Origin of the sequence: Streptomyces scopuliridis RB72, from assembly GCF_000718095.1 — a bacterium.
GTDB lineage: Bacteria > Actinomycetota > Actinomycetes > Streptomycetales > Streptomycetaceae > Streptomyces > Streptomyces scopuliridis.
This window is the reverse complement of sequence record NZ_JOEI01000005.1, coordinates 546,894-570,178: the sequence shown is the minus strand read 5'-3', so window position 1 is coordinate 570,178 and position 23,285 is coordinate 546,894. Positions and strand designations below refer to the sequence as shown.

The window sequence follows — 23,285 nt, the reverse complement described above, 5'->3', positions numbered from 1 at the left end:
CCGTCATCCCGCACGGAAGTCCGCCACGCGGGCCCGGCCCCGTATGTCCTGCTCCGGCACGGACCGCGGGGCCGGTTACTGTGCCGCGCATGGTCGTCGAGCCGCCCGCCCTCCGGTACGTCACGCTCCCGCGACGTTCCGCCCCGTACACCGCACCGGCCCCCGTCCGGCCGGCCCGCCCCACCGCCGGCTACTGGCGGCGGCTGCTCCCCGTACTCGCGCTGCTGACGGTCGTCACCCGGCTGCCCTCCTTCCGCCCGCCGCTGTGGAGCCCCGACGAGGGCTATCTCGCCGTCCAGGCACGGATACTGGCGGCCGGGGGAGCGCTGTACGACACCGTTGTCGACCGCAAGCCGCCGCTGCTGCCCTGGCTCTATGAATCGGCCTTCGCGCTCTTCGGCGACGAATCCCTGTACGCGGTGAAGGCGCTCGCGGTCCTCGCCCAACTGACCACCGCCGCGCTGCTCGCCGCCGTCGCCCGGGAGCGCTGGGGCGACCGGGCGGGCCGTACCGCCGGGGTCCTCTACCCGCTGGTCTCCATCGGACTCAACCCCGAGGACACCCAGTCGGCCACCTTCGAGGTCTTCATACTGCCGTTCACGGTCGCCGCGGTGTGGTGCGCGGGCCGGGGCCGCTGGGGCGCCGCCGGGTTCGCGGTCGCCGGGGCGCTGCTGACCAAACAGACGGGCGGCGCCGTCCTCGCCCCGGTCCTGTGGCTGCTCTGGAACACCGCGCGCACCGCGCCCGCGCCCCTCATCCGCGTGGCACTCGGGCGGCTCTCCGCCGGGCTCGTGCTGCCCGTACTCGCCGTCGCCCTGCTCACCTCACCGTCCGGCTTCCTCTTCTGGGCGGTGACCGGATCGGGCGCGTACGCCACCCTCACCGGCTCCGAACTCCATGTGCTCTTACGGGCCTTGGCGAACACCGCCCTGCTCTGCCTCGCCTGCGCGGGACTGCTGCCCCCTGTCCTCCGCGCCCTGCGCACCCGCGGCGGCACCGGCGGACCGGGCGCCGACCTCTGGGTGTGGCTCGCGTCCTCGTCCGGCGCCGTCCTGCTCGGCTTCCACTTCTTCGGCCACTACTTCCTGCAACTCCTGCCGCCGCTGGTGCTCCTGGCGACCGCCGCGCTGCGCCCGCTGCCCCGCGACCGGCTCGCCTCCGCGCTGCTCACCTCGGCCTGCGCGTGCGCGCTGTTCCTCACCTGGGGCCTCCTCGCGCCCCGGCCGGAGCTCGCGCACGCCCAGCGCCTCGCGGACGCCGTACGGGCCCGTACAGCGCCCACGGACCGGGTCCTGGTCTGGGGGATACACCCGGAGGTCTACTGGCTCGCCGACCGCGCCCCGGCCAGTCGCTATCTGACGGCCGGTCTGCTGACCAACTACAGCGGCGGCCGGGACGGGCCCCGGGTCGGCGAGAAGTACGCGATGGCGGGCACCTGGCCGGTCCTCGTCGACGAACTGAGCGCGCGCCCGCCCGCCCTCGTCGTCGACGACTCGCGCGGCAAGCCCTTCGCCCCCGACCGGCTGCCCACGCTGCGCGGGCTGCTCGCCCGGCACTACGAACCGCTGCCGGGGACGGTCGACGGAGCCGTGCTCTACGTACCCTCGCCCGGCGAGCAGCCCGACGGCCCGTCCGAGAGCCCCTCGGGCGGCGCGCCCGGCGGCGCGTCCGTGCTCAGGTCCGCGGTCCGGCCCCCGGCCTGGTCCGGGGCCGCGACCGGTGGCTGATCCTCCGGTGGCCGGGGCTCCGATGACGGGCGCTCCGGTAACGGGCGTACGGTCCTGGGCCCGGCGCACTCCGCCCCGTGCGCCGCCACCCGCCGGCGCAGCTCGCGGTCGGCCGTGACGACGACACAGCCCGCGCCGTCCGCCGCCGCCCGCGCGGCCAGCTCCACGATCAGGTCGTCCCCGCCGCCGGCCGCCGCTTCCACCCGTACCCCCGGTACGGACTCCACGCCCCGCGCGGCGCCCTCCACGACGAGCACGACCTCGACGGGCCCCGGATGCCCGGCCGCGCCCCGCGCGGCGTACGGCACCAGCGAGTCGCGCAGCCGCTCGGTGGCACTGCGCCGGTCGCGCCACCACCCGTCGGGAACGGATCCGACCACATTCGCCGCGTCGACGATCAACCGCATCAGCACAGCCGCAGCCTCGCACAGCGCCGGTCCGTACGGCCTCCCGGAGCCCCCGCCCCTGCCCCTGAGTACTATCGAACTCTGGGTTTTCCGCGCTCGGGAAGGTGGCAGTGGGCCATGACACCGCGGTCCGGACGGACGTCGAAGCGGTCGGGGGACAGCGCGAGCCAGGCCCCTGACCGGGGCGCGAAGCCACGCCGTACGCCCCCCGCGCCCCCCATGGACGACACCGTCCCCGCGACCACCGGCTGGCTGCTGCGCGGCAAGGACGGCAGGCTCACGGCGTACGCGCCGACCGCCGACGGGGTGCTCCGCTGGACGGAGACCCGCCCCGGCGGCCCCGACTGGTCGGGGCCCGAGCCGCTGGCCGCCCGGGGCCTGCTGCCGTATCTGTCGGTCGCTCAGAGCGCCGAGGGCTTCGTCCATCTGGTGGGGGTACGGAAACGTCCGCGCGCCGACGGGCCCGCCGACACCGATCTCGTGCACGCCGTCCAGTTCCAGACGGGCCGTCCGCTGCGGGACTGGCAGTCGCTGGGGAACCCGCACGGGAAGGACCGCGAGAAGGCCGCGGACATCGGTCTGCCGTCCGCGGTCCTGGACGCCACCGGCTCGGTGCATCTGTTCCTCCGCAACGCGAACGGCGGACTGTCGGCCAAGCACCAGTCGCCCACCGGCCGCTGGCAGCCCTGGGGCGGCGCCAACGCCGAGGACACGGAGCTCACCGGCGAGACGGCCGCCGCCGTCACCGACCACGGACTGATCGACGTCCTCGTCCCTGCCGCCGGGACCGTGGTCCGCTGGCTGCGCCCGAAACCCGACGCGAAGCTGGAGCGCGCCGAGGACGAACCGGAGGCCAGGGTCGAGCCCGGCACGATCACCGCCTGGAACACCGGCGGCGGCCGGCTCACCCACTTCTGGCGCGACGCCGGCGACGGCACCGTCCGCGCCTGGCGCCCCGGGACGGAACCCGCCCGGCTGGGCGGTCCCGGCACCGGCCCGCTCGCCCTGCTGCGTACGCCCGTGGACGGCCACGACTGCACGATCCTGGCCCAGCGCGGCACCGACGGCCGCCCGCACATCGCCGCGTATCCGACGGAGAACGAGGCGGCGGGCCTCCACTGGACCCCGACCGGGGAGCGCTGCGCCGGCGCGCCCGCGCTGGCGCTGGACGGCCGGGGGCGGGTGATCCTGGCGGTGATCGGCGAGGACGGCGCTCTGCGGACGGCCCGTCAGAAGGCGGAACCGGGCCTGGCGCTGGAGGCGTGGTCCCGGGTCTGAGTGACGCCCCCAGGCCACGTCTCACCGGCACGCACGGCCGGCACAACGGACCGGGCCGGTACGGAAGTCCCCTTCCGCACCGGCCCGTTCGCCGTACGCCCGTGAACGCTACGCGGGGACGCTCGCCACGCCCGGCGCCAGGAACCGCCTGCCGTTCACCCGCTCCGAGACGCCTTCCCTGTCCAGATACGGGGTGATGCCGCCCAGGTGGAAGGGCCAGCCCGCGCCCGTGAGCAGACAGAGGTCGATGTCCTGGGCCTCGGCCACGACGCCCTCGTCCAGCATCAGACCGATCTCCTGGGCCACCGCGTCCAGCACCCGGGCGCGCGTCTGCTCCTCGGTGAGGACGACGTCCCCCTGCTGGAGGAGCGCGGCCACCTCCGGGTCCAGCTCAGGCTTTCCGGAGTCGTAGACGTAGAAGCCGCGCTTGCCCGCCTTGACGACCGCCGCGAGGTTCCCGGAGACCGTGAAGCGGTCCGGGAACGCGCCGTGCAGGGTCTCCGAGACATGCAGACCGATGGCAGGCCCGACCAGTTCGAGCAGCACCAGCGGGGACATCGGCAGCCCCAGCGGCTCGACGGCGCGCTCCGCCACCTCCACCGGAGTGCCCTCGTCGATGACGTTCTGGATCTCGCCCATGAAGCGGGTGAGGATACGGTTGACGACGAACGCCGGGGCGTCCTTCACCAGCACCGCGCTCTTCTTCAGCTTCTTCGCCACCCCGAACGCCGTGGCCAGCGACGCGTCGTCGGTCCGCTCACCGCGCACGATCTCCAGCAGCGGCAGGATCGCGACCGGGTTGAAGAAGTGGAAGCCGACGACCCGCTCGGGGTTCTTCAGCTTCGACGCCATCTCGGAGACCGACAGCGACGAGGTGTTGGTGGCGAGGATCGCGTGCGCCGGGGCGACCGCCTCGACCTCCGCGAACACCTTCTGCTTGACGCCCATCTCCTCGAAGACGGCCTCGATGATGAAGTCCGCGTCCGAGAAGCCCTCGGCCTTGTCCAGCACACCCGAGACCAGGCCCTTGAGCCGGTTGGCCTTGTCCTGGTTGATACGGGACTTCAGCAGCAGCTTGTCGATCTCGCCGTGGACGTAACCGACGCCCTTGTCGACCCGCTCCTGGTCGATGTCCGTGAGGACGACCGGAACTTCGAGGCGGCGCAGGAAGAGCAGCGCCAACTGCGAGGCCATCAGCCCCGCACCGACGACGCCGACCTTGGTGACCGGCCGCGCCAGCGCCTTGTCGGGAGCCCCGGCGGGCCGCTTGGCGCGCCGCTGCACGAGATTGAACGCGTAGATGCCGGAGCGCAGTTCGCCGCCCATGATCAGGTCCGCGAGGGCCTGGTCCTCGGCGTCGAAGCCCGCCTGGAGGTCGCCGTCCTTGGCGGCGGCGATGATGTCCAGCGCGCGGTACGCGGCCGGGGCCGCGCCGTGCACCTTGGAGTCGGCGATCTGCCGGCCGCGCTCCACCGCGCGGTCCCACGCCTCGCCGCGGTCCACCTCGGTCCGTACGACCGTCAGTTCGCCCTTCAGCACGGACGCGGTCCAGATCAGCGACCGCTCCAGGAAGTCGGCGCCCTCGAAGATCGCGTCGGCGATGCCCAGTTCATGTACCTGGGCGCCCTTGAGCTGCTTGTTCTGGTTGAGCGAGTTCTCGATGACGACCGAGACCGCGCGGTCCGCGCCGATCAGATTCGGCAGCAGCGTGCAGCCGCCCCAGCCGGGGACGAGACCGAGGAAGACCTCGGGCAGCGAGAACGCGGGCAGCGCGGCCGAGACCGTGCGGTACTGACAGTGCAGCCCGACCTCGACACCGCCGCCCATCGCCGCGCCGTTGTAGTACGCGAAGGTCGGCACGGCCAGCGCGGCGAACCGCTTGAAGACCTCGTGGCCGCCCTTGCCGATCGCGAGCGCGTCCTCGTGGCGCTTGAGGAGTTCCACGCCCTTGAGGTCGGCGCCGACCGCGAAGATGAACGGCTTGCCGGTGATCCCGACGCCCACGATCGTGCCGTCGGACGCCTCCTTCTCGACCTGGTCGATCGCGGCGTTGAGGTTCGCCAGCGACTGCGGTCCGAAGGTGGTCGGCTTGGTGTGGTCCAGGCCGTTGTCCAGCGTGATGAGCGCGAAGCGCCCGGCGCCCGCGGGAAGGTCGAGATGGCGTACGTGCGCCTGTGTGACGACCTCGCCGGGGAACAGTTCGGCCGCGCCCTTCAGGAGTTCGGCGGTGCTGGTGCTCACTTGGTGCCTCCGTCGAAGTGCGGGTTCTCCCAGATGACCGACGCGCCCATGCCGAAGCCGACGCACATGGTGGTCAGGCCGTAGCGGACGTGCGGGTGCGACTCGAACTGCCGCGCCAGCTGCGTCATCAGCCGGACACCGGAGGAGGCCAGCGGGTGGCCGAACGCGATGGCGCCGCCGTACTGGTTGACGCGCTCGTCGTCGTCCGCGATGCCGTAGTGGTCCAGGAAGGCCAGCACCTGTACGGCGAAGGCCTCGTTGATCTCGAACAGACCGATGTCGGAGATCGACAGCCCTGCCTTGGCGAGCGCCTTCTCCGTCGACGGGATCGGCCCGTACCCCATGACCTCCGGCTCGACGCCCGCGAACGCGTACGAGACCAGCCGCATCCTGACCGGAAGGCCCTGCTCGCGCGCGAAGTCCTCGGCGGCGATCAGCGAGGCGGTGGCGCCGTCGTTGAGCCCCGCGGCGTTGCCCGCGGTGACCCGGCCGTGCGGCCGGAACGGGGTCTTCAGCCCGGCCAGCATCTCCAGCGTCGTGCCCGGCCGCATCGGCTCGTCGGCGGTGGCGAGCCCCCAGCCGGTCTCCCCCGCCTCGGGGGAGGTGCGGCGGATGGAGATCGGCACCAGGTCCTGCTGGATCGTGCCGTCGGCGTACGCCTTGGCGGCCTTCTCCTGCGAGCGCACCGCGTACTCGTCGGCGCGCGCCTTGGTGAGCTGCGGGAAGCGGTCGTGCAGATTCTCGGCCGTCATGCCCATGAAGAGCGCGGAGTCGTCCACGAGCTTCTCGGAGACGAAGCGCGGGTTCGGGTCGACGCCCTCGCCCATGGGGTGGCGGCCCATGTGCTCGACACCGCCGGCCACGACGATGTCGTACGCGCCGAACGCGATGGAGCCCGCGGTGCTGGTCACCGCGGTCAGCGCGCCCGCGCACATACGGTCGATCGAGTAGCCCGGTACCGACTGCGGCAGCCCGGCGAGGATCCCCGCGGTACGGCCGAGCGTGAGGCCCTGGTCACCGATCTGGGTGGTGGCGGCGATGGCGACCTCGTCGATCCGGGCCGGGTCGAGGTCCGGGTTGCGGCGCAACAGCTCCCGGATCGCCTTCACGACGAGATCGTCGGCACGGGTCTCGTGGTACATGCCCTTCGGGCCCGCCTTGCCGAACGGGGTGCGGACGCCGTCGACGAAGACGACATCCCTGACGGTACGAGGCACGATGGCTCTCCTCCAGGGTGCGGGGTGGCACTGCGGGGCGCGCTTGAGGCGCGCTACCGCCTCTATGCTACTTGTGGGTAACCAAGCTGCCCAGCCCGGGCCGCTCTTTTTTGAGGGCTCGGTTCGCCTCCGGGGCGCTCGCTGTGTCCATCAGCGGCCTCCGGCCGCGGGCACCGTCGACGGTCGACCGTGCTCGGCCCCTCGTTCCTCGGGGCCTCTGTGCGCTCTCCCTTTCGACAGCGGCGCGCCCTTCGGCTCACTCGCCGGCGGACGTGGTCACCCGGGGCGTCCAGGCGTCGCTACCCACCGAGGCGGGTCCGCAGCGGGCGTGCGCGTCCCCAGGCGCCGCGAACCACCGAGGCGGGCCCCCGGCGGACCACCGGCCGGCCGCCCCCGCCCCCCCCGCCGGAAGGCGAGGCGCACCGTCAGTACGACACGGCCGGTCAGTCCGACACCGACAGCGCACGCGTCAGCAGTGGCGCCACCTGTTCCACCTGCCACGCCCGCGCCCCGTGCGCGCCCAGCGCCTCCGCCACCTTCTCGATCGTCCGCTCGTGCGGCGGCTCCCAGCAGACCCGGCGCACCGTGTCCGGCGTGATCAGGTTCTCCTGCGGCATGTTCAGCCGCTCGGCCAGCTCCGAGACCGCCGCGCGGGCGGCCGACAGCCGGGCCGCCGCCTCCGGGTCCTTGTCCGCCCAGGAGCGCGGCGGCGGCGGTCCCGCCATCTGCTGCCCCGGCTGGGGCAGCTCCGTGTCGGACAGCGCCCTGGCCCGGTCGACCGCCGCCTGCCACTGCTCCAGCTGCCGGCGTCCCATCCGGTGGCCGAAGCCGGGCAGCGCGGTCAGCGCGTGCACGTTCACCGGCAGCGCCAGCGCCGCCTCGATGATCGCGGCGTCGCTCAGCACCTTGCCGGGGGAGACATCACGCCGCTGCGCGACCCGGTCGCGGGTGGTCCACAGCTCCCGTACGACCGCCATCTGACGGCGGCGGCGCACCTTGTGCATCCCCGACGTACGGCGCCACGGGTCCTTGCGCGGAGGCGCCGGCGGGGCCGAGGCGATCGCGTCGAACTCCTGGTGCGCCCAGTCCAGCTTGCCCTGGCGGTCCAGCTCCTTCTCCAGCGCGTCCCGCAGATCGACGAGCAGCTCCACATCGAGCGCGGCGTAGCGCAGCCACGGCTCGGGGAGCGGACGGGTCGACCAGTCGACCGCGGAGTGGCCCTTCTCCAGGGCGTAGCCGAGGACGTTCTCGACCATCGCGCCGAGGCCGACCCGGGGAAAGCCCGCCAGCCGGCCTGCCAGTTCCGTGTCGAACAGCCGGGTGGGCATCATGCCTATTTCGCGCAGGCAGGGGAGATCCTGAGTCGCCGCGTGCAGGATCCACTCGGTCCCGGCGAGAGCCTCGCCGAGACCGGAGAGATCGGGGCAGCCGACGGGATCGATCAGCGCCGTGCCCGCGCCCTCGCGGCGCAGCTGGACGAGATAGGCGCGCTGGCCGTACCGGTAACCGGACGCCCGCTCGGCGTCGACGGCCACGGGGCCGGTGCCCGCGGCGAAGGCCGCGATCACCTCGGCGAGCGCCTCATCGGTGGCGACCACCGGCGGAATGCCCTCGCGGGGCTCCAACAAGGGGATCGGCGCCGATTCGACGTCGTCCGGGGGCAGCGACATGAGCGGCTGCCGCCCCTGGCCCCCGGTGGTTCGCAGTGCTGGCTCTGCTGCGGTCTCTTGGGCGTCGGTCACCTGTCAAGGGTATCCGTGAACGGAAGGCGCCCGTCGACGGAACGTTCCGTCGACGGGCGGTGGGGGCGAGAAGTGGTCAGTGGATGATTCCGGTACGGAGGGCCACGGCGACCATCCCCGCCCGGTCGCCCGTGCCGAGCTTGCGCGCGATCCGGGCGAGATGGCTCTTGACGGTGAGTGCGGACAGGCCCATCGAGACGCCGATGGCCTTGTTGGACTGGCCTTCGGCGACCAGCCGGAGCACCTCGACCTCACGGCCGGAGAGCTCGCGGTAGCCGCCCGGGTGGCTCGGGGCCCCCGGAGGACGGCGGTGCATCCGCTGCCCGGCGCCGATGGGGGCGGCGCCGGGACGGCCGGGGTGGCCGATGTTCGTACGGGTGCCGGTGACGACATAGCCCTTGACACCGCCCGCGAGGGCGTTGCGCACCGCGCCGATGTCATCGGCGGCGGAGAGGGCCAGGCCGTTGGGCCAGCCCGCGGCTCGGGTCTCGGACAGCAGGGTCAGCCCGGAACCGTCGGGCAGATGGACGTCGGCAACGCAGATGTCGCGCGGGTTGCCGACGCGGGGGCGGGCCTCCGCGATGGACGACGCCTCGATGACGTCACGTACTCCAAGGGCCCACAAGTGGCGGGTGACGGTGGAGCGGACGCGTGGGTCGGCCACGACGACCATGGCCGTCGGCTTGTTCGGGCGGTAGGCGACCAGGCTTGCGGGCTGCTCGAGGAGAACGGACACCAGGCCTCCTGGGAAGGTGCGGGACGGGGCCGGCTCTGGGGATGAAGCCGGGGCGATCCGTGCTTGAAGGGTCATTGACCTCTTCGGCAGCAATCCCGCCCGCCTTTAGAGAATGATCACGATTTGGTGAGTAACAATTCGGGCAATTCGGACGGGTGATCGATCATCCTACGACTGGCCCCCACCCGCGGCAGCGCGGTGAGGGGGCGTCAGCGTCGTCGGGGCCGTCGGAATCGGCGGATCAGCGGCGCCCGAGGGGAGGGAATCGGCGGATCAGCGGCGCCCGGGGGAGAGAGTGGTCAGGACACCTGCGGCCCGCGCCGCTGGGGCAGCGACACCACACCCGCGCCGGCGCCCGGGTCCGCTGCGCCCGCGACCGGTCCCGTCGTGGCGGGCGGCAGCCCCGCGATCTGGCAGAGCAGATCGCACCAGGCCGCCAGATGCGCCGCCGCGTCGGGCGCCCCGCCCCGGCCCTCGCGCGGGGTCCAGGACGCGCGGATCTCGATCTGGGTGGCCGGTCTGCGCTCGGCGAGACCGCCGAAGTAGTGCGACCCGGCGCGGGTGACGGTGCCGCTGGCCTCCCCGTACGACAGTCCGCGCGCCTCCAGCGCGCCGGTCAGCCAGGACCAGCACACCTCGGGCAGCAGCGGGTCCGCCGCCATCTCCGGTTCCAGCTCCGCCCGTACGAGTGTCACCAGCCGGAAGGTGCCCTGCCAGGCGTCGTGTCCGGCCGGGTCGTGGAGCAGGATGAGCCGGCCGTCCGCCAGATCGTCGTCGCCGTCGACGACCGCCGCCTCCAGGGCGTACGCGTACGGTGCCAGCCGCTTGGGCGGCGGTGTCGGGTCGACCTCGATCTCGGGACGCAGCCGCGCCGTTCGCAGTGCTTCGACCGCCGAACGGAACGTGGCCGGACCGGAATCCCCCTCCGCGCCCCCCGTTCCCTCGGTGCCGTTGGAATGATCGGAAAACTGTCCCTGAGCCGCAGCCATGCGGGGAAGAGTAGGCGGAACGCGCGCCTCGCGCAGGGAAGGACACCCGGGCCGGGGCAGCGGCTTCCCCGTACATGCGAAGATTCTGGTCGTGAGCGCCATTGACCGCCCCTCGGGCCAGCAGACGAAGACGTACGAATCGCCCTTTATGAAGGCCTGCAGGCGCGAACCGGTGCCACACACACCGGTGTGGTTCATGCGACAGGCGGGGCGCTCGCTGCCGGAGTATCTGAAGGTGCGCGAGGGGATTCCGATGCTGGAGTCCTGCATGCGGCCCGAGCTGGTCACCGAGATCACCCTCCAGCCGGTACGGCGCCACAAGGTCGACGCCGCGATCTACTTCAGCGACATCGTCGTCCCCCTCAAGGCCATCGGCCTCGACCTCGACATCAAGCCCGGGATCGGCCCCGTGGTCGCCGAGCCGATCCGGACCCGCGCCGATCTGGCCCGGCTGCGCGAACTCACCCCGGACGACGTCTCCTATGTCACCGAAGCGATCGGCATGCTCATGGGCGAGCTGGGCGCCACCCCGCTCATCGGCTTCGCCGGCGCGCCGTTCACGCTCGCCAGCTATCTCGTGGAGGGCGGCCCGTCCCGTAACCACGAGCACACCAAAGCGATGATGTACGGCGACCCGGAGCTGTGGGCCGAGCTGCTCGACCGGCTCGCGGACATCACCTCCGCCTTCCTCAAGGTGCAGATCGAGGCGGGCGCGAGCGCCGTGCAGCTCTTCGACTCATGGGTGGGCGCCCTGGCCCCGGTCGACTACCGCCGTTCCGTGCTGCCCGCCTCCGCGAAGGTCTTCGACGCCATCGCCGCGTACGACGTCCCGCGCATCCACTTCGGGGTCGGTACGGGCGAGCTGCTCGGCCTGATGGGCGAGGCCGGCGCGGATGTCGTCGGCGTCGACTGGCGGGTCCCGCTGGACGAGGCGGCCCGCCGGGTCGGCCCCGGCAAGGCGCTCCAGGGCAACCTCGACCCGGCCGTGCTCTTCGCCCCGACGGCGGCGGTGGAGACCAAGACCCGCGAGGTGCTGGACGCGGCGGCCGGTCTGGAGGGCCATATCTTCAATCTGGGCCATGGTGTGCTGCCGACCATGGACCCGGACTCCCTGACCCGGCTCGTGGAGTACGTCCACACCCAGACCGCCCGCTGAATGGCCCGCGGCTACACCCCCGCCTTCCGTACCACCGTCGTCGCCTTGCGCGCGGCGACCAGTACCGGGTCCCAGACCGGGGAGAACGGCGGGGCGTAGCCCAGGTCCAGGGTGGTCATCGCCTCCACCGTCATCCCGGCCGTCAGTGCCACCGCCGCGATGTCCACCCGCTTCGCCGCGCCCTCGCGGCCGACGATCTGCGTGCCCAGCAGCCGGCCCGTACGGCGCTCCGCGAGCATCTTCACCGTCATGACGGCGGCGTCGGGGTAGTAACCGGCGCTGTTGGTGGACTCGATGGTCGCGGTGACGAACTGGAGGCCCGCCCGGCGGGCGTCCTTCTCCCGCAGCCCGGTCCGGGCGATCTCCAGGTCGCAGACCTTGCTGACGGCCGTACCGACCACCCCGGGGAAGGTGGCGTAACCGCCGCCGGCGTTCGCGCCGATGATCTGGCCGTGCTTGTTGGCGTGGGTGCCCAGCGCGATATGCCGGGTCGAGCCCGAGATCAGGTCGAGGACCTCCACGCAGTCCCCGCCCGCCCAGATGTTCTCGTGGCCGCGCACCCGCATCGCCAGATCGGTGAGCAGCCCGCCGTGCGGCCCGAGGGGCAGCCCCGCGGCGCGGGCGAGGGTGGTCTCCGGCTCCACGCCGATGCCGAGCACGACCACATCGGCCGGGTACTCGCCGGCGTCGGTGACCACGGCCCGTACCCGGCCGTCCGCGCCGGTGCGGACGCCGGTGACCGCCGTGCCGCCCACCGCCGTGATGCCCAGCCCGTCCATCGCCTCGTGGACCAGCCGGCCCATGTCGGGGTCGAGCGTGGCCATCGGCTGGTCGCCGCGGTACACCACGGTGACCTGATAGCCGCGCTTCAGCAGCGCCTCCGCCATCTCCACACCGATATAGCCCGCGCCGACGACGACCGCGCGCCGGCCCTCCGTACAGCCGAGGGTGTCCAGCAGTGCCTGGCCGTCGTCGAGCGTCTGCACACCGTGCACGCCCGGCGCGTCTATCCCGGGCAGCGCCGGGCGCACCGGACGGGCGCCCGTCGCGATGACCAGCTTGTCGAAGCCGGTCCAGCCCTCCGTACCGTCGGAGAGATCGCGTACGCGTACCCGCTGCCCGGCCACGTCGATCTCCACGGCTTCCGTGCGCATCCGCAGATCGATGGCGCGTGCCCGGTGCTCCTCGGGCGTACGGGCGATCAGGTCGCCGGGCCCGGACACGTCGCCGCCCACCCAGTACGGGATGCCGCACGCGGAGTACGAGCTGAAGTGGCCGCGCTCGAACGCGACGATCTCCAGCTCCTCCGGGCCCCTCATCCTGCGGGCCTGCGATGCGGCGGACATGCCCGCCGCATCGCCGCCGATGACCACCATGCGCTCCGCCGCCATTGCGCGCCCCTCTCGCTTCCGTGTGCCAGGGGAACGCTACGCGGGCGGACCGGGTCAGTCCTCGCGTGTCCCCTCGGCGGCCGGCCCGTCGGGAGCGGGCGAGGGCTCGGCCGAGGGCGCGGGGGTGGGCCAGGGCGCGGGTACGGGCTCCGGCCTGCGGGGCAGCCGGCCGCGTACCAGCCGCCACAGCAGATAGAGCACCGCGAGCACGGCGGCGAACGGCGCCACCGCACCGATCACCACCCCGATCCAGCGCACCGTCGTGGTCAGCGCGTCCCAGCCGCCGCCCAGCGCGTCCAGGAACCCGGGATCGTCCTCCTTCTTCTCCTTCTTGACGACCGGGGCCTCGGTGAGCTCCAGCGTGATGGTGGCCAGGGACGTGCGGTCCTTGAGCGACGCCTGCTGCGCGAGCAGTGACTCCAGGGCGGCCTGACGCGTACTCAACTCGCCTTCCAGCGACACCACATCGCTGAGCCTGGTCGCCTGGTCCATCAACTCCCGTACGCGCGCGACGCTCGCCCGCTGCGAGGCGATCCTGCTGTTCACGTCGACCACCTGGTCGGTGACGTCCTTCGCGTTGGCCTTGCGCGCCACCAGCGTGCCGGTGCCCGCCAGTTCGGCCAGGACCTCGTCGTACGCGTCCTGCGGCACGCGCAGCACGATGCGCGAGCCGACATGGTCGCCCTCGATCCGCTCGGTGGACTCGTTCTCAATGAGACCACCGGAGTTCACGGCCGCGGCCCGCGCCGTGGCGAGCGCCTTCTCCGTGTTCTTGACGCGCACGGTGAGTTCGGCGGTACGGATCACATGCGTACCGGCCTTCGCGGGCTGCTGCTTGGCCCCCGTCCCCTCGCTGCCGGACGCCGGCGCACCGGCCCCCGACTCGGCGTCCGCCGCGTCCGCCCGCCCCGCCTGAACCGGTTTCGCGGCGCTGTCCGCCATCGACTTGTTGTCACCGCCGTCGGAGGCGCTGCATCCGGCGAGAGCGAGCGAGACGGTGAGTAGTGCTGCCGCGAATGCTGGCATCGCGCGCATGTCGGCCCCCCAGGGACGGTTGATGAGAGTGTGATGCCCGTTCGACGTGCGAGGCCCGTGCACGGATGCTCATTTACGGTTCCGAAGCGGTCACGGTCGGGACTCGTTATGGAACGTCCCTGCCGGTTTGAGAGAGTGGGGGCATGGAGTCGAGCGCGCAGCACGTGGACACGCATACGGGCCATGTCGTCGTCATCGGGGGCGGTATCGCCGGTCTCGCCGCCGCGCACCGGCTGCTGGGCGCCGGGATCCGGGTCACGCTGCTGGAGGCCACAGGCCGGCTCGGCGGCAAGCTGCGGACCGGCGAGATCGAGGGCGCGCCCGTCGACCTCGGGGCCGAGTCGATGCTCGCGCGCCGGCCCGAGGCCGTCGATCTGGCCGAGGCCGTCGGGCTCGGGGAGCTGCTCCAGCCGCCCACCGCCACCACCGCGTCGGTGTGGACGCGCGGGGAGCTGCGGCCCATGCCCAAGGGCCATGTGATGGGCGTGCCGGGCGACCCCGCCGCCCTCGCCGGGCTGCTCTCCGACGAAGGGCTCGCCAGGATCGCCCGCGAACCGGAACTGCCGCCCACCGAGGTCGGCGACGATGTCTCGGTCGGCGCGTACGTCGCGGAGCGGCTCGGCCGCGAGGTCGTCGACCGGCTGGTGGAACCGCTGCTCGGCGGGGTCTACGCGGGCGACGCGTACCGCATCTCCATGAAGGCGGCCGTCCCCCAGCTCTTCGATATGGCCAGAACCCATGACTCCCTGCTGGCCGGTGTGCGCGAGCTCCAGGCCGCGGTCGCGGCCACGCAGCGCGACGGCGGGGCGCCGGGCGCGGTTTTCGCGGGCATCGCCGGCGGTGTGGGCAGACTGCCGGGCGCCGTCGCGGACGCCGTACGGGCGGGCGGCGGCGAGATCCTCCTGGAGACGCCCGTCCTCGGCCTCCGGCGCACCCCCGACGGCTGGCTGATCCGTACCGAGCGGACCACCCTGGCCGCCGACGGCGTGGTGCTCGCCACCCCCGCCTGGTCCGCCTCGGCGCTGCTCTCCGACGAGTCACCGGCCGCCGCCGCCGAACTCGCCGGGGTCGAGTACGCCTCGATGGCGCTGGTCACGATGGCGTTCCGGCGCGCCGATCTCGGCGCGATGCCCGAGGGCAGCGGCTTTCTCGTACCGCCCGTGGACGGCCGCACGATCAAGGCGTCCACCTTCTCCACCCGGAAGTGGGGATGGGTCGCGGACGCCGCGCCCGGACTCTTCCTTCTGCGCACCTCCATCGGACGGTACGGCGAGGAGGAGCAGCTGGAGCGCGAGGACGCCGATCTCGTGGGCGTCTCGCTGCGCGACCTCGGCGACGCGGTCGGGCTCACCGCGAAGCCGGTGGCCACGGAAGTGACCCGCTGGATCGGCGGCCTGCCGCAGTACCCCGTCGGCCACCAGGCCAGGACCGCCCGGATCCGCGAGGCCGTCGCCAAGCTCCCGGGGCTGCGGCTGTGCGGCGCGGCGTACGACGGCGTCGGCATCCCGGCGTGCGTCGCGTCCGCCCGGCGCGCCGCCGACGAGATCATCGCCACGTCGACCCTGGCGCGGGGCACGGGCCGGGGCGCGGGAGAATAGCCCCATGACTGCTGCACCAGAGAAGACCCCGAACGCGGGCAAGAAGGCCAAGGACCTCAACGAGGTCATCCGCTACACGCTGTGGTCCGTCTTCAAGCTGCGCGATGTGCTGCCCGAGGACCGGACCGGCCTCGCGGACGAGGTCCAGGAGCTGTTCGACCAGCTCGGCGCCAAGGACGTCACCGTACGCGGCACCTACGACGTGTCCGGACTGCGCGCGGACGCCGATGTCCTGATCTGGTGGCACGCGGAGACCGCGGACGAACTCCAGGACGCGTACAACCGCTTCCGCCGCACCCGGTTCGGACGGCAGCTGGAGCCGGTCTGGTCGAACATGGCGCTGCACCGCCCCGCCGAGTTCAACAAGTCACACGTACCGGCCTTCCTGGCCGACGAGACGCCCCGCGACTATGTCAGCGTCTACCCCTTCGTACGGTCCTACGACTGGTACCTGCTGCCCGACGAGGACCGCCGCAGGATGCTCGCCGACCACGGGAAGATGGCCCGCGGCTACCCCGACGTGCGCGCCAACACGGTCGCCTCGTTCTCGCTCGGCGACTACGAGTGGGTGCTGGCCTTCGAGGCCGACGAGCTCTACCGGATCGTCGACCTGATGCGCCATCTGCGCGGCTCCGAGGCCCGGATGCACGTCCGGGAAGAGGTCCCGTTCTACACGGGCCGCCGCAAGTCGGTCGCGGACCTCGTGGCGGGGCTCGCGTAACTCCGCTTCTGCGAGCGATGTGGATGTGGTGACCGGGCCGGCCCGCCGTGGGCCGGCCCGGTCACCCCGCCCGGAAGATCAGACGATCGGCGGCAGCTTACGGCCGCTCACCCGCTCGTCCAGCGACACCGGGTCCGGCTCCGGGTCCATCGGCCGCGCCGATCGCGGCCGATGGAACCCGAGTCGGTGTTCCCTGTGGGAGCGCACCCCGGAATACCGGGGACAGACAGTCCGAAGGCTCGGCGGTGTCCGCCGGGCCTTCGTCCGTTTCCGCGCCACTGAACCCACCACCAGGCCGTCGCGGTCCTGCGGTGCGGTCCGCCGTTCCCCGGAAACAGATTTTGTCAGAAGCGTTGACGAATCTCTTCGGGCGCTCCTACCTTCATCGCGTCGCACATCGTACGTCATATACGAGGCCCGTTATGAAGGGAGTGGGGGGCCTGTGGCTGTTATGTCCGCTTGGGGGTCGCCTCGCGCGTTTGAGGGCTCAACGGCGCGGGATCCTGCCACCCCTTGGGGGCTTCGGCGGATGGCCCGGCCGACTGATCGGACAACAGCCGCTCATTGACCGACGAGGCGAGATGCGGCCCGTTCACCGCCAAGATCCCGGGCCGCGACAGGAGAGTTCCGATGCTCCCTTCGGGGAGCCTACCCAACTTCGGGAGCGATGGTGCCCCCTCTTTCCCCCGTGCCCTTGTCCAAGACAGGGAGATCACCGGCTCGGCAGCGCAGCGGTATGCGCTGGACGATCGTCGGCTTCTCGGCCCTCGGCCTCACGATCGCCTATCTCGACCGCGCCGCGCTGAGCGTGGCCATGCCCTACATGTCGAAGGAATTCCACATCAGCCCTTCCGTTCAGGGCGTGATGCTTTCGGCGTTCTTCTGGACGTACGCGCTGTTCCAGATTCCCTCCGGCTGGCTGCTCGACCGTTTCGGCCCGAGGATCGTCTACCCCGTCGCCGTCGGCTGGTGGTCGATCTGGACGGCGCTGACCGCCCTCGCGCAGGGCGTCGGATCCGTCATGCTGTTCCGCCTCGGCCTGGGGATCGGTGAGGCGCCGGTGCAGCCGGCGAACATCAAGGTCGTCTCACGGTGGTTCCCGCGCAAGGAACGGGCTTTCGCGTCAAGCCTGTTCGACATGGGCCAGCAGATCGGAACGGCGCTGTCGATACCGGTGGTGACGGCGCTGGCCCTCTTCGGCGGCTGGCGCCTGTCCTTCGTCGTGATCGGTGTCGCCGGGCTGCTGTGGCTCGTGGGCTGGGCGGCCGTGTACCGCGACCCCGAGGAGCATCCGCGTGTCTCCGCGGCCGAACTGGCCCACATCCGCTCCGATCAGGGCGCGACGGCCCCGGCGGAGTCGGTCGGTGCCAACGTGCCGTGGCGGGAGCTGCTGAGCGAGCCACAGGTGTGGGCACTGATGACCGGCTATGTGTTCCGCTCGCTCGCCGGGGCGTTCTTCCTCACCTGGTATCCCAGCTATCTGCTCGACGACCGCGGATTCTCCGAGAAGGATTTCGGCATGGTGGGCTGGATCCCGGCGCTCATCGCGATCGGCTCCACCGTGCTCGGCGGCATCGTGTCCGACCGGATGCTGGCGTCCGGAGTCTCCGCGAATCTGGCCCGGAAGGTTCCGATCGTCTCCGGGCTCGCCCTGAGCGCGTGCATCGGCTTCGCCCCGTTCATCGAGATCAATCTGGTGCTGATGGTCGTACTCACCGTCAGCAGCGCCGCGCACTCGTTCGCGGGGGCGGCGATCCTGAGCCTGCCGGCGGAAGTGGCGCCCTCGTCGGATTCCGTCGGTGCGGTGGCCGGCTTCCAGAACTTCGGCTCCCAGGTGGGCAACCTCCTCAGCCCCATCGCCATCGGGCTGTTCCTGGCTTCCAGCAACGGGTCCTATGTGGGCCCCTTGCTCGGCGCGGCGGCGTGTTCTCTGGGAAGCGCGGCGATCTACCTGTTCTGGGTACGCGTCAAGCCCGTCACGCCGCATCACGATCTTCCCGCCGACCTTACCGAGCACGGTGAAAGGACCACCTCGTGACCACCTCGTTGAACGCCGGCCGCCTGGTCGAGCAGCTCAGCACCGTCATCGGGATCCCCGTCGTCCCGTACGACGAGGACGGCGCGGTCGACCAGGACCTGACGGTCGCTCTGACCGCACGTCTGATCCGCAACGGAGTGACCGCGCTGACGCCCAACGGCAACACCGGTGAGTTCTACGCCCTCACCCCGGACGAACGCCGCCACGTTCTGACGAGCGTCCTCTCGGCGCGCGGCAGCGCCACGACGATCGTCGCCGGAGTGGGGTTCGACCTCGGCACGGCCATCACCGACGCACGCTTCGCCCGCGATTCGGGTGCGGACGCGATCATGATCCATCAGCCTGTCCTGCCGTATCTGACGCCGAGCGGCTGGATCGAGTACAACGCGAGGATCGCGGCGGCCGTGCCGGACATCGGAGTGCTGCCCTACCTCACCAAGCGCGCGGTCACCGGTGCCCACATCACGCGCCTGGCGGAACGGGCGCCGAACGTCGTCGGGCTGAAGTACTCCGTATCCGATCCGGTCGTGTTCGCCACGACGCGGGCGGAGGCGGCGGACGGACTGCTGTGGATCGCCGGCCTTGCGGAGTCGTACGCCCCGGCCTACTGGCAGGCGGGGGCACGGGCCTTCACCTCGGGCCTGGTCAACGTCGCTCCGGCCGTGTCCCTGGAACTGCTCGAAGCGCTCCGGCGCGGTGACTACGGCGCCGCCACACGGGTCTGGCGGCAGATCCGGCACTTCGAAGAGCTGCGGGCCCGCGACGCCTCGGCCAACAACGTGTCGGTGGTGAAGGAAGCCATGCACCAGCTCGGTCTGTGCCGGCGCGATGTCCGTCCGCCCAGCCACCCGCTGTCCGACGCCCTCGCCCGTGAGGTCGCCGAGTCCATCGCGCGGTGGCGCTCCGCGGTGCCCGAGGTGGCCGGGGAGCGTGCGGCGTGAGGATCGAGTCGCTGCAAACCTTCCTCCAGCGGGTGGGCGACCGGCCCAGAGTGCTGGTCAAGATCAGCACCGAGGACGGGGTCGACGGCTGGTCGGAGGTGTACAACCACGGCCCCGACCTGGCCTACCCGCCGCTGCTGGACTACCTGTTCGAGCAGATCAAGGGCATGGACGCCCGGTGCCCGAGCCGGGTCAACCAGTTCCTCCTCCAGTCGGGCCGCTTCCCCCAGGGGGCGCTGGGCCTCGCCGCCATCGCCGCCATCGACCACGCACTGTGGGACATCGCGGCCAAGGCCGTGGGCGTGCCGGTCTACCAGCTGCTCGGCGGTGCGGTACGCGACCGGGTGCGGGTCTACGCCGGTCTGTACTCCGCGCCGGACGTCGGCGAACTGCGGGACACCACCGCGGCGTTGCACGACCGGTTCGGCTTCACGGCGTTCAAACTCAGCCCCTACCGGACGGAGCCGCACCGGACCCGGTTCGGGCTCGTGGTCCGCGAACTGGGCGAGTACTTCAGCGAGGTCCGCGACAGTCACCCCGCGGAGTGGGACTTCGCGTTCGACGCGCACGCGTGTCTGTGGGAACCGCGGCAGGCGATCGAACTCGGCGCCGCGCTCGCCCCCAACCAGCCACTCTTCCTGGAGGAGCCCATACGGCCCGAGCACATCCCCGCCTGGGGCAGGATCCGGTCCGAGATCGCGGTGCCGCTGGCGACAGGGGAGTGCCTGTACTCCCCGCATGAGTTCCTGGCGCTGCTCGGCGCGGGCGGAGCCGACATCGTGCAGCCGGACATCTGCGTGGTCGGGGGCCTCACCCAGATGGTGAAGATAGCCACCCTCGCCGACGCGCACTACGTCCCAGTCGCGCCTCACAACCCGCTCGGTCCGCTCGCGACCGCGGCGAACGTGCACTTCGCGGCCGCGACGACCAACTTCAGCATCCTTGAGTACAAGCCGGACGACGTGTCGTGGTGCCCCGACCCCTACCTCCCGGTCGACGGCCACCTCGCACTGCGCCCGGACCGCCCCGGGTGGGGCATCGAGATCGACGAGGCCGCGCTCACGACCGACGACTGGATCAGCTGGAAACGGAAGGTACCGGTCCGCCCCGACGGCTCGACGGCATGGATGTGAAGCGGGCGATCGCCGCGTTATGAGCGGCGCCGCACAGGGGCGTCGCGGGTGCCTGTGGGTTCCCGCGACGCCGCTGTTCGGGTCCGGCGATCGGCTCGTGCTCCCGCACGCTCAGAAACGAGCCCCCGGATTGTGCCTCCTGCGCAGGTCGACCAGCCTGTCGGCCGGTTTCGCCGACGCCGGGTCCGGCTCCGCGTGCGGCGCGCAATCCGCGCGCCGCACCGGCGCCTTTCCGTGCAGCAGGTAGTCCTCCACATAGGCGGTGACGCAGGCGTTGCCGCCGCCCGACACCCCGTGCGTACCGGCGTCCCGTTCGGTCACCAGGGCCGAACCGGCCAGCCGCTTGTGCAGCTCCACCGCCCCCTCGTACGGCGTCGCCGCGTCCCGCTCCGCGGCCAGGATCAGCGTCGGGGGCAACTGGCCCGGCAGGGCGCGGACCTCTGTCGGCCGCTGCCGGGGCCCGGTCCAGTAGGCGCACGGCAGATTCATCCAGGCGTTGTCCCAGGTCTCGAACGGCGCGCGCTGTGCCAGCGCGGTGTTGTCGCGGTCCCACACCGCGAAGTCCGTGGGCCAGGGCGCGTCATTGCACTCGACCGCGGTATAGACCGCCGTGGCGTTCTCGCTCTCCGCGGCGGCGGCCGGACGGGGCGCGGCCTGGTCGATCAGCGGCTTCTGATTGCCCTTCAGATACTCGGAGAGGGCCGAGGCGCGCGTCGGCCAGTAGTCGTCGTAGTAACCGGCTCCGAGCATCGCCGCCTGCAGCTGGCCCGGCCCGACCTTCCCGCCGGCCGGCTTGTGCGCGACCCCGGCGCGTACCCTCTCGTAACTCTGCCGCACCGCCTCGGCGTCGGTGCCCAGGTGGTACGTCGCGTCATGCTTGGCCACCCAGGTGCGGAAGTCCTCCCAGCGCCGCTCGAACGCGACGGACTGGTCGAGGTTGTTGCGGTACCAGATCTGCTCGGGGTCCGGGTTCACGACGGAGTCGAAGACCATCCGGCCCACGTGCGAGGGGAAGAGCGTCGCGTAGAGCGCGCCGAAGTAGGTCCCGTACGAGGCGCCCATGAAGGTCAGCTTCTGCTCGCCGAGCGCCGCGCGCAGCACATCCAGATCGCGGGCGTTGTTCAGCGAGTTGTAGTGGGGGAGCGCGGGGCCGGCGGCGTTGGCGCAGCCCCGCGCGTACGCCTTGGCCTCGGCGATCCGCTCCCGCTTGTACGACTCGGAGGGGTGGACCGGGGACTGCGTCGGGGCTTTGCCGAAGTCCGCCGGATCCCCGCAGGAGAGCGGGGCGGAGCGGCCCACTCCGCGAGGGGCGTAGCCGATGAGGTCGTACGCCTCGGCGATCCGCTTCCAGTGGGGCACCTCGGCGGCCATCGGGAAGTACATGCCGGAGGCGCCGGGGCCGCCGGGGTTGAAGACGAGCGCGCCCTGCCGCTGCTCCGGACTCCCGCTCGCGGGCACACGGCTGACGGTGAGGCTGATCGTCCGGCCGTCGGGCTCGGTGTAGTCGAGCGGGACCTCGACCGTGCCGCAGGCGATGGGGTCGGGCAGCTGCTCGGCCTTGGGGCACGCGCCGAAGGTGATCCCGTCGGTGGCGGCGCGCTGGGCGGCGAGGACGACACCGCGGGCCGCGCTGGTGGTGGTGTCGCCGGTGGCGTCGGCCCCGTCCGCGGGGGCGGCGACGAGGGCCGACAGGACCACGGAGCCGAGGGTGGTCAGAGCCCCGTATTTCGCTACTGCTCTCATCGCTTTCCCTTCGGTGCGTACGGACCGGAGGATGATCCGCAGACAGAGGGTCGGCAGAGCGGCGGGGCCGGACAAGCATCCGTGCGCGGTGTCGGTCGCAATGACCCCGATGCGTCGTACGGCCACTCCGAAGGGTCTGAGGGGTGGCCGTACGGTACGGGATGTGCCCGGCCGGATCCTTGGGAACCCCGGTCCTTACGTGCCCCCGCCGCCCCCACAGCCGCCTCCACCGCCTCCACCGCAACTGCTGCCGCCCCCGCCGCCCCCGTCCCCGCCGGAACCGCTGGAAGCGCTGGAACCTCCGCCTCCGCAGGAGCTCGCGCCACAGCCCGACCCCGAACCGCCGCATCCACTCCCCGAGCCGGGCTCCGCGCCGGAGCACCAGGCCACCACGGCGGCGGACATATGCGCCGCCGGTGCGAAGTCACGCCCCGGCCGCATCCGCGCGGCGGTGCGCAACTGCCCCCGCAGCTCCGGGTCCGGCACCCCCGCCACCCCGTGCGCCGCGACCTGGTGCGCCGCCGAGGCGCCGGTGTACGCGAGCCCGGCGACGAAGTCGCGCAGCGCCCGCCGCCCCGCTCCGGTGATCCGCCGCCCGGCGAACGCCGCGCAGACGAACCCCGCGATCGCGCCCCCGAACAGGACCGGCAGCAGGGAGAACGCCCACATCCCGCCGGGACCGGACCCCGGGGATCCGAAGGTCGCCAGCGCGCCCGCGATGAACGACACGGGCAGGGCCACGAAGCAGAGCACCCCCTGGGTGACGCCCCACGTCCGCCACGGCCGCGTCCGCGCGCGGGGCACCACCAGCCCGCGCGCCGCGAGCGCGTCGCCCACCTGCTGTACGGCCGGGGCGCGCATCACCGCGAGGCGGAGCGCGTGCAGAGCGCCGCTGGGCGCCATGGCGTGTTCCTGGAGCACGGCCCGCTCCACCGGGTGACGGGCGGTCGGCTGGAGTACGGCGACGATGCCGGGGCCGCCGATGGCCACTCGGCCGTCCTCCCGCATCCCGGCGAGCGCCGCGTCCACGACCCTGCCGGGACCGCCGCCGAGGAACGCCGCCTCCCACACGTCATGGACGGCGGGCGTGCCCGTCACCCCGCCGCGCGACCGGACCACCCCCGTGATCAGCAGGACGGAGGAGACGGCCACCGCGAGAGGGACCGCGCTGAGAAGGAAGGCCGTCACCGTC

17 protein-coding genes and 1 pseudogene are annotated in these 23,285 nt (G+C 72.2%); 8 read left to right on the top strand and 10 right to left on the bottom strand.

Translation table 11 applies throughout. From position 1 onward, the window contains the following. Nucleotides 1-89: 89 nt before the first annotated feature. Nucleotides 90-1,727, top strand: a complete 1,638-nt coding sequence (locus IF11_RS0107945) for a glycosyltransferase family 39 protein (RefSeq protein WP_078490528.1) — start codon at nucleotides 90-92, stop codon at nucleotides 1,725-1,727. Nucleotides 1,728-1,762: 35 nt separating this feature from the next. On the opposite strand, the pseudogene IF11_RS0107940 reads toward IF11_RS0107945, so the two are convergent. After that, a pseudogene (locus tag IF11_RS0107940) lies at nucleotides 1,763-2,134 on the bottom strand (PIN domain-containing protein); the annotation flags it as partial. Between the two features lie 219 nt (nucleotides 2,135-2,353). On the opposite strand from IF11_RS0107940, the gene IF11_RS0107935 reads away from it, so the two are divergent. After that, on the top strand, nucleotides 2,354-3,412 hold the full coding sequence (locus tag IF11_RS0107935) for a PLL family lectin (protein ID WP_030350747.1): 1,059 nt from the start codon (nucleotides 2,354-2,356) through the stop codon (nucleotides 3,410-3,412). A 108-nt stretch (nucleotides 3,413-3,520) separates the two neighbouring features. On the opposite strand, the gene IF11_RS0107930 is transcribed toward IF11_RS0107935, so the two are convergent. From IF11_RS0107930 to IF11_RS0107910, 5 genes are all read right to left on the bottom strand, one after another. After that, on the bottom strand, nucleotides 3,521-5,653 hold the full coding sequence (locus IF11_RS0107930; RefSeq protein WP_030350746.1) for a 3-hydroxyacyl-CoA dehydrogenase NAD-binding domain-containing protein: 2,133 nt from the start codon (nucleotides 5,651-5,653) through the stop codon (nucleotides 3,521-3,523). Further along, nucleotides 5,650-6,870, bottom strand: coding sequence for a thiolase family protein (locus tag IF11_RS0107925; protein WP_030350745.1), 1,221 nt, complete (start codon nucleotides 6,868-6,870; stop codon nucleotides 5,650-5,652). The genes IF11_RS0107930 and IF11_RS0107925 overlap by 4 nt, the downstream gene beginning before the upstream one ends. A gap of 443 nt (nucleotides 6,871-7,313) precedes the next feature. Next, nucleotides 7,314-8,612, bottom strand: coding sequence for an HRDC domain-containing protein (locus IF11_RS0107920; RefSeq protein ID WP_030350744.1), 1,299 nt, complete (start codon nucleotides 8,610-8,612; stop codon nucleotides 7,314-7,316). 76 nt (nucleotides 8,613-8,688) lie between these two features. Beyond that, nucleotides 8,689-9,348, bottom strand: a complete 660-nt coding sequence (locus IF11_RS0107915; protein WP_030350743.1) for a helix-turn-helix transcriptional regulator — start codon at nucleotides 9,346-9,348, stop codon at nucleotides 8,689-8,691. A 299-nt stretch (nucleotides 9,349-9,647) separates the two neighbouring features. After that, nucleotides 9,648-10,337: a DUF3000 domain-containing protein gene (locus tag IF11_RS0107910; RefSeq protein ID WP_030350742.1), complete on the bottom strand. Its 690-nt coding sequence runs from the start codon at nucleotides 10,335-10,337 to the stop codon at nucleotides 9,648-9,650. A 91-nt stretch (nucleotides 10,338-10,428) separates the two neighbouring features. Between IF11_RS0107910 and hemE the strand changes: the two genes are divergently transcribed. Next, nucleotides 10,429-11,493: a uroporphyrinogen decarboxylase gene (hemE, locus tag IF11_RS0107905; RefSeq protein ID WP_030350741.1), complete on the top strand. Its 1,065-nt coding sequence runs from the start codon at nucleotides 10,429-10,431 to the stop codon at nucleotides 11,491-11,493. A gap of 11 nt (nucleotides 11,494-11,504) precedes the next feature. Here hemE and IF11_RS0107900 read toward each other — a convergent pair whose 3' ends face one another. Next, nucleotides 11,505-12,884, bottom strand: a complete 1,380-nt coding sequence (locus IF11_RS0107900) for an FAD-dependent oxidoreductase (RefSeq protein ID WP_030350740.1) — start codon at nucleotides 12,882-12,884, stop codon at nucleotides 11,505-11,507. 54 nt (nucleotides 12,885-12,938) lie between these two features. Beyond that, a complete protein-coding gene (locus IF11_RS0107895; protein WP_030350739.1) occupies nucleotides 12,939-13,919 on the bottom strand; it encodes a DUF4349 domain-containing protein in 981 nt (326 codons plus the stop codon). Between the two features lie 143 nt (nucleotides 13,920-14,062). Here IF11_RS0107895 and hemG point away from each other — a divergent pair, with 143 nt between their 5' ends. From hemG to IF11_RS0107870, 5 genes are all read left to right on the top strand, one after another. Beyond that, nucleotides 14,063-15,517, top strand: coding sequence for a protoporphyrinogen oxidase (gene hemG / locus IF11_RS0107890; RefSeq protein ID WP_030350738.1), 1,455 nt, complete (start codon nucleotides 14,063-14,065; stop codon nucleotides 15,515-15,517). A gap of 4 nt (nucleotides 15,518-15,521) precedes the next feature. Then, a complete protein-coding gene (hemQ, locus tag IF11_RS0107885; RefSeq protein WP_030350737.1) occupies nucleotides 15,522-16,238 on the top strand; it encodes a hydrogen peroxide-dependent heme synthase in 717 nt (238 codons plus the stop codon). Between the two features lie 736 nt (nucleotides 16,239-16,974). Continuing rightward, nucleotides 16,975-18,276, top strand: coding sequence for an MFS transporter (locus IF11_RS0107880; protein WP_051745629.1), 1,302 nt, complete (start codon nucleotides 16,975-16,977; stop codon nucleotides 18,274-18,276). Further along, entirely contained in the window at nucleotides 18,273-19,217 is a 945-nt protein-coding gene (locus tag IF11_RS0107875) for a dihydrodipicolinate synthase family protein (protein ID WP_240628002.1), read from the top strand. Before IF11_RS0107880 ends, IF11_RS0107875 begins: the two co-directional genes overlap by 4 nt. Then, entirely contained in the window at nucleotides 19,214-20,350 is a 1,137-nt protein-coding gene (locus tag IF11_RS0107870; protein ID WP_030350734.1) for a mandelate racemase/muconate lactonizing enzyme family protein, read from the top strand. The genes IF11_RS0107875 and IF11_RS0107870 overlap by 4 nt, the downstream gene beginning before the upstream one ends. Before the next feature lie 111 nt (nucleotides 20,351-20,461). Here IF11_RS0107870 and IF11_RS0107865 read toward each other — a convergent pair whose 3' ends face one another. Further along, entirely contained in the window at nucleotides 20,462-22,093 is a 1,632-nt protein-coding gene (locus tag IF11_RS0107865) for an alpha/beta hydrolase (protein ID WP_051745672.1), read from the bottom strand. Nucleotides 22,094-22,288: 195 nt separating this feature from the next. Further along, a complete protein-coding gene (locus tag IF11_RS0107860; RefSeq protein WP_030350732.1) occupies nucleotides 22,289-23,281 on the bottom strand; it encodes a TIGR04222 domain-containing membrane protein in 993 nt (330 codons plus the stop codon). Nucleotides 23,282-23,285 lie beyond the last annotated feature (4 nt).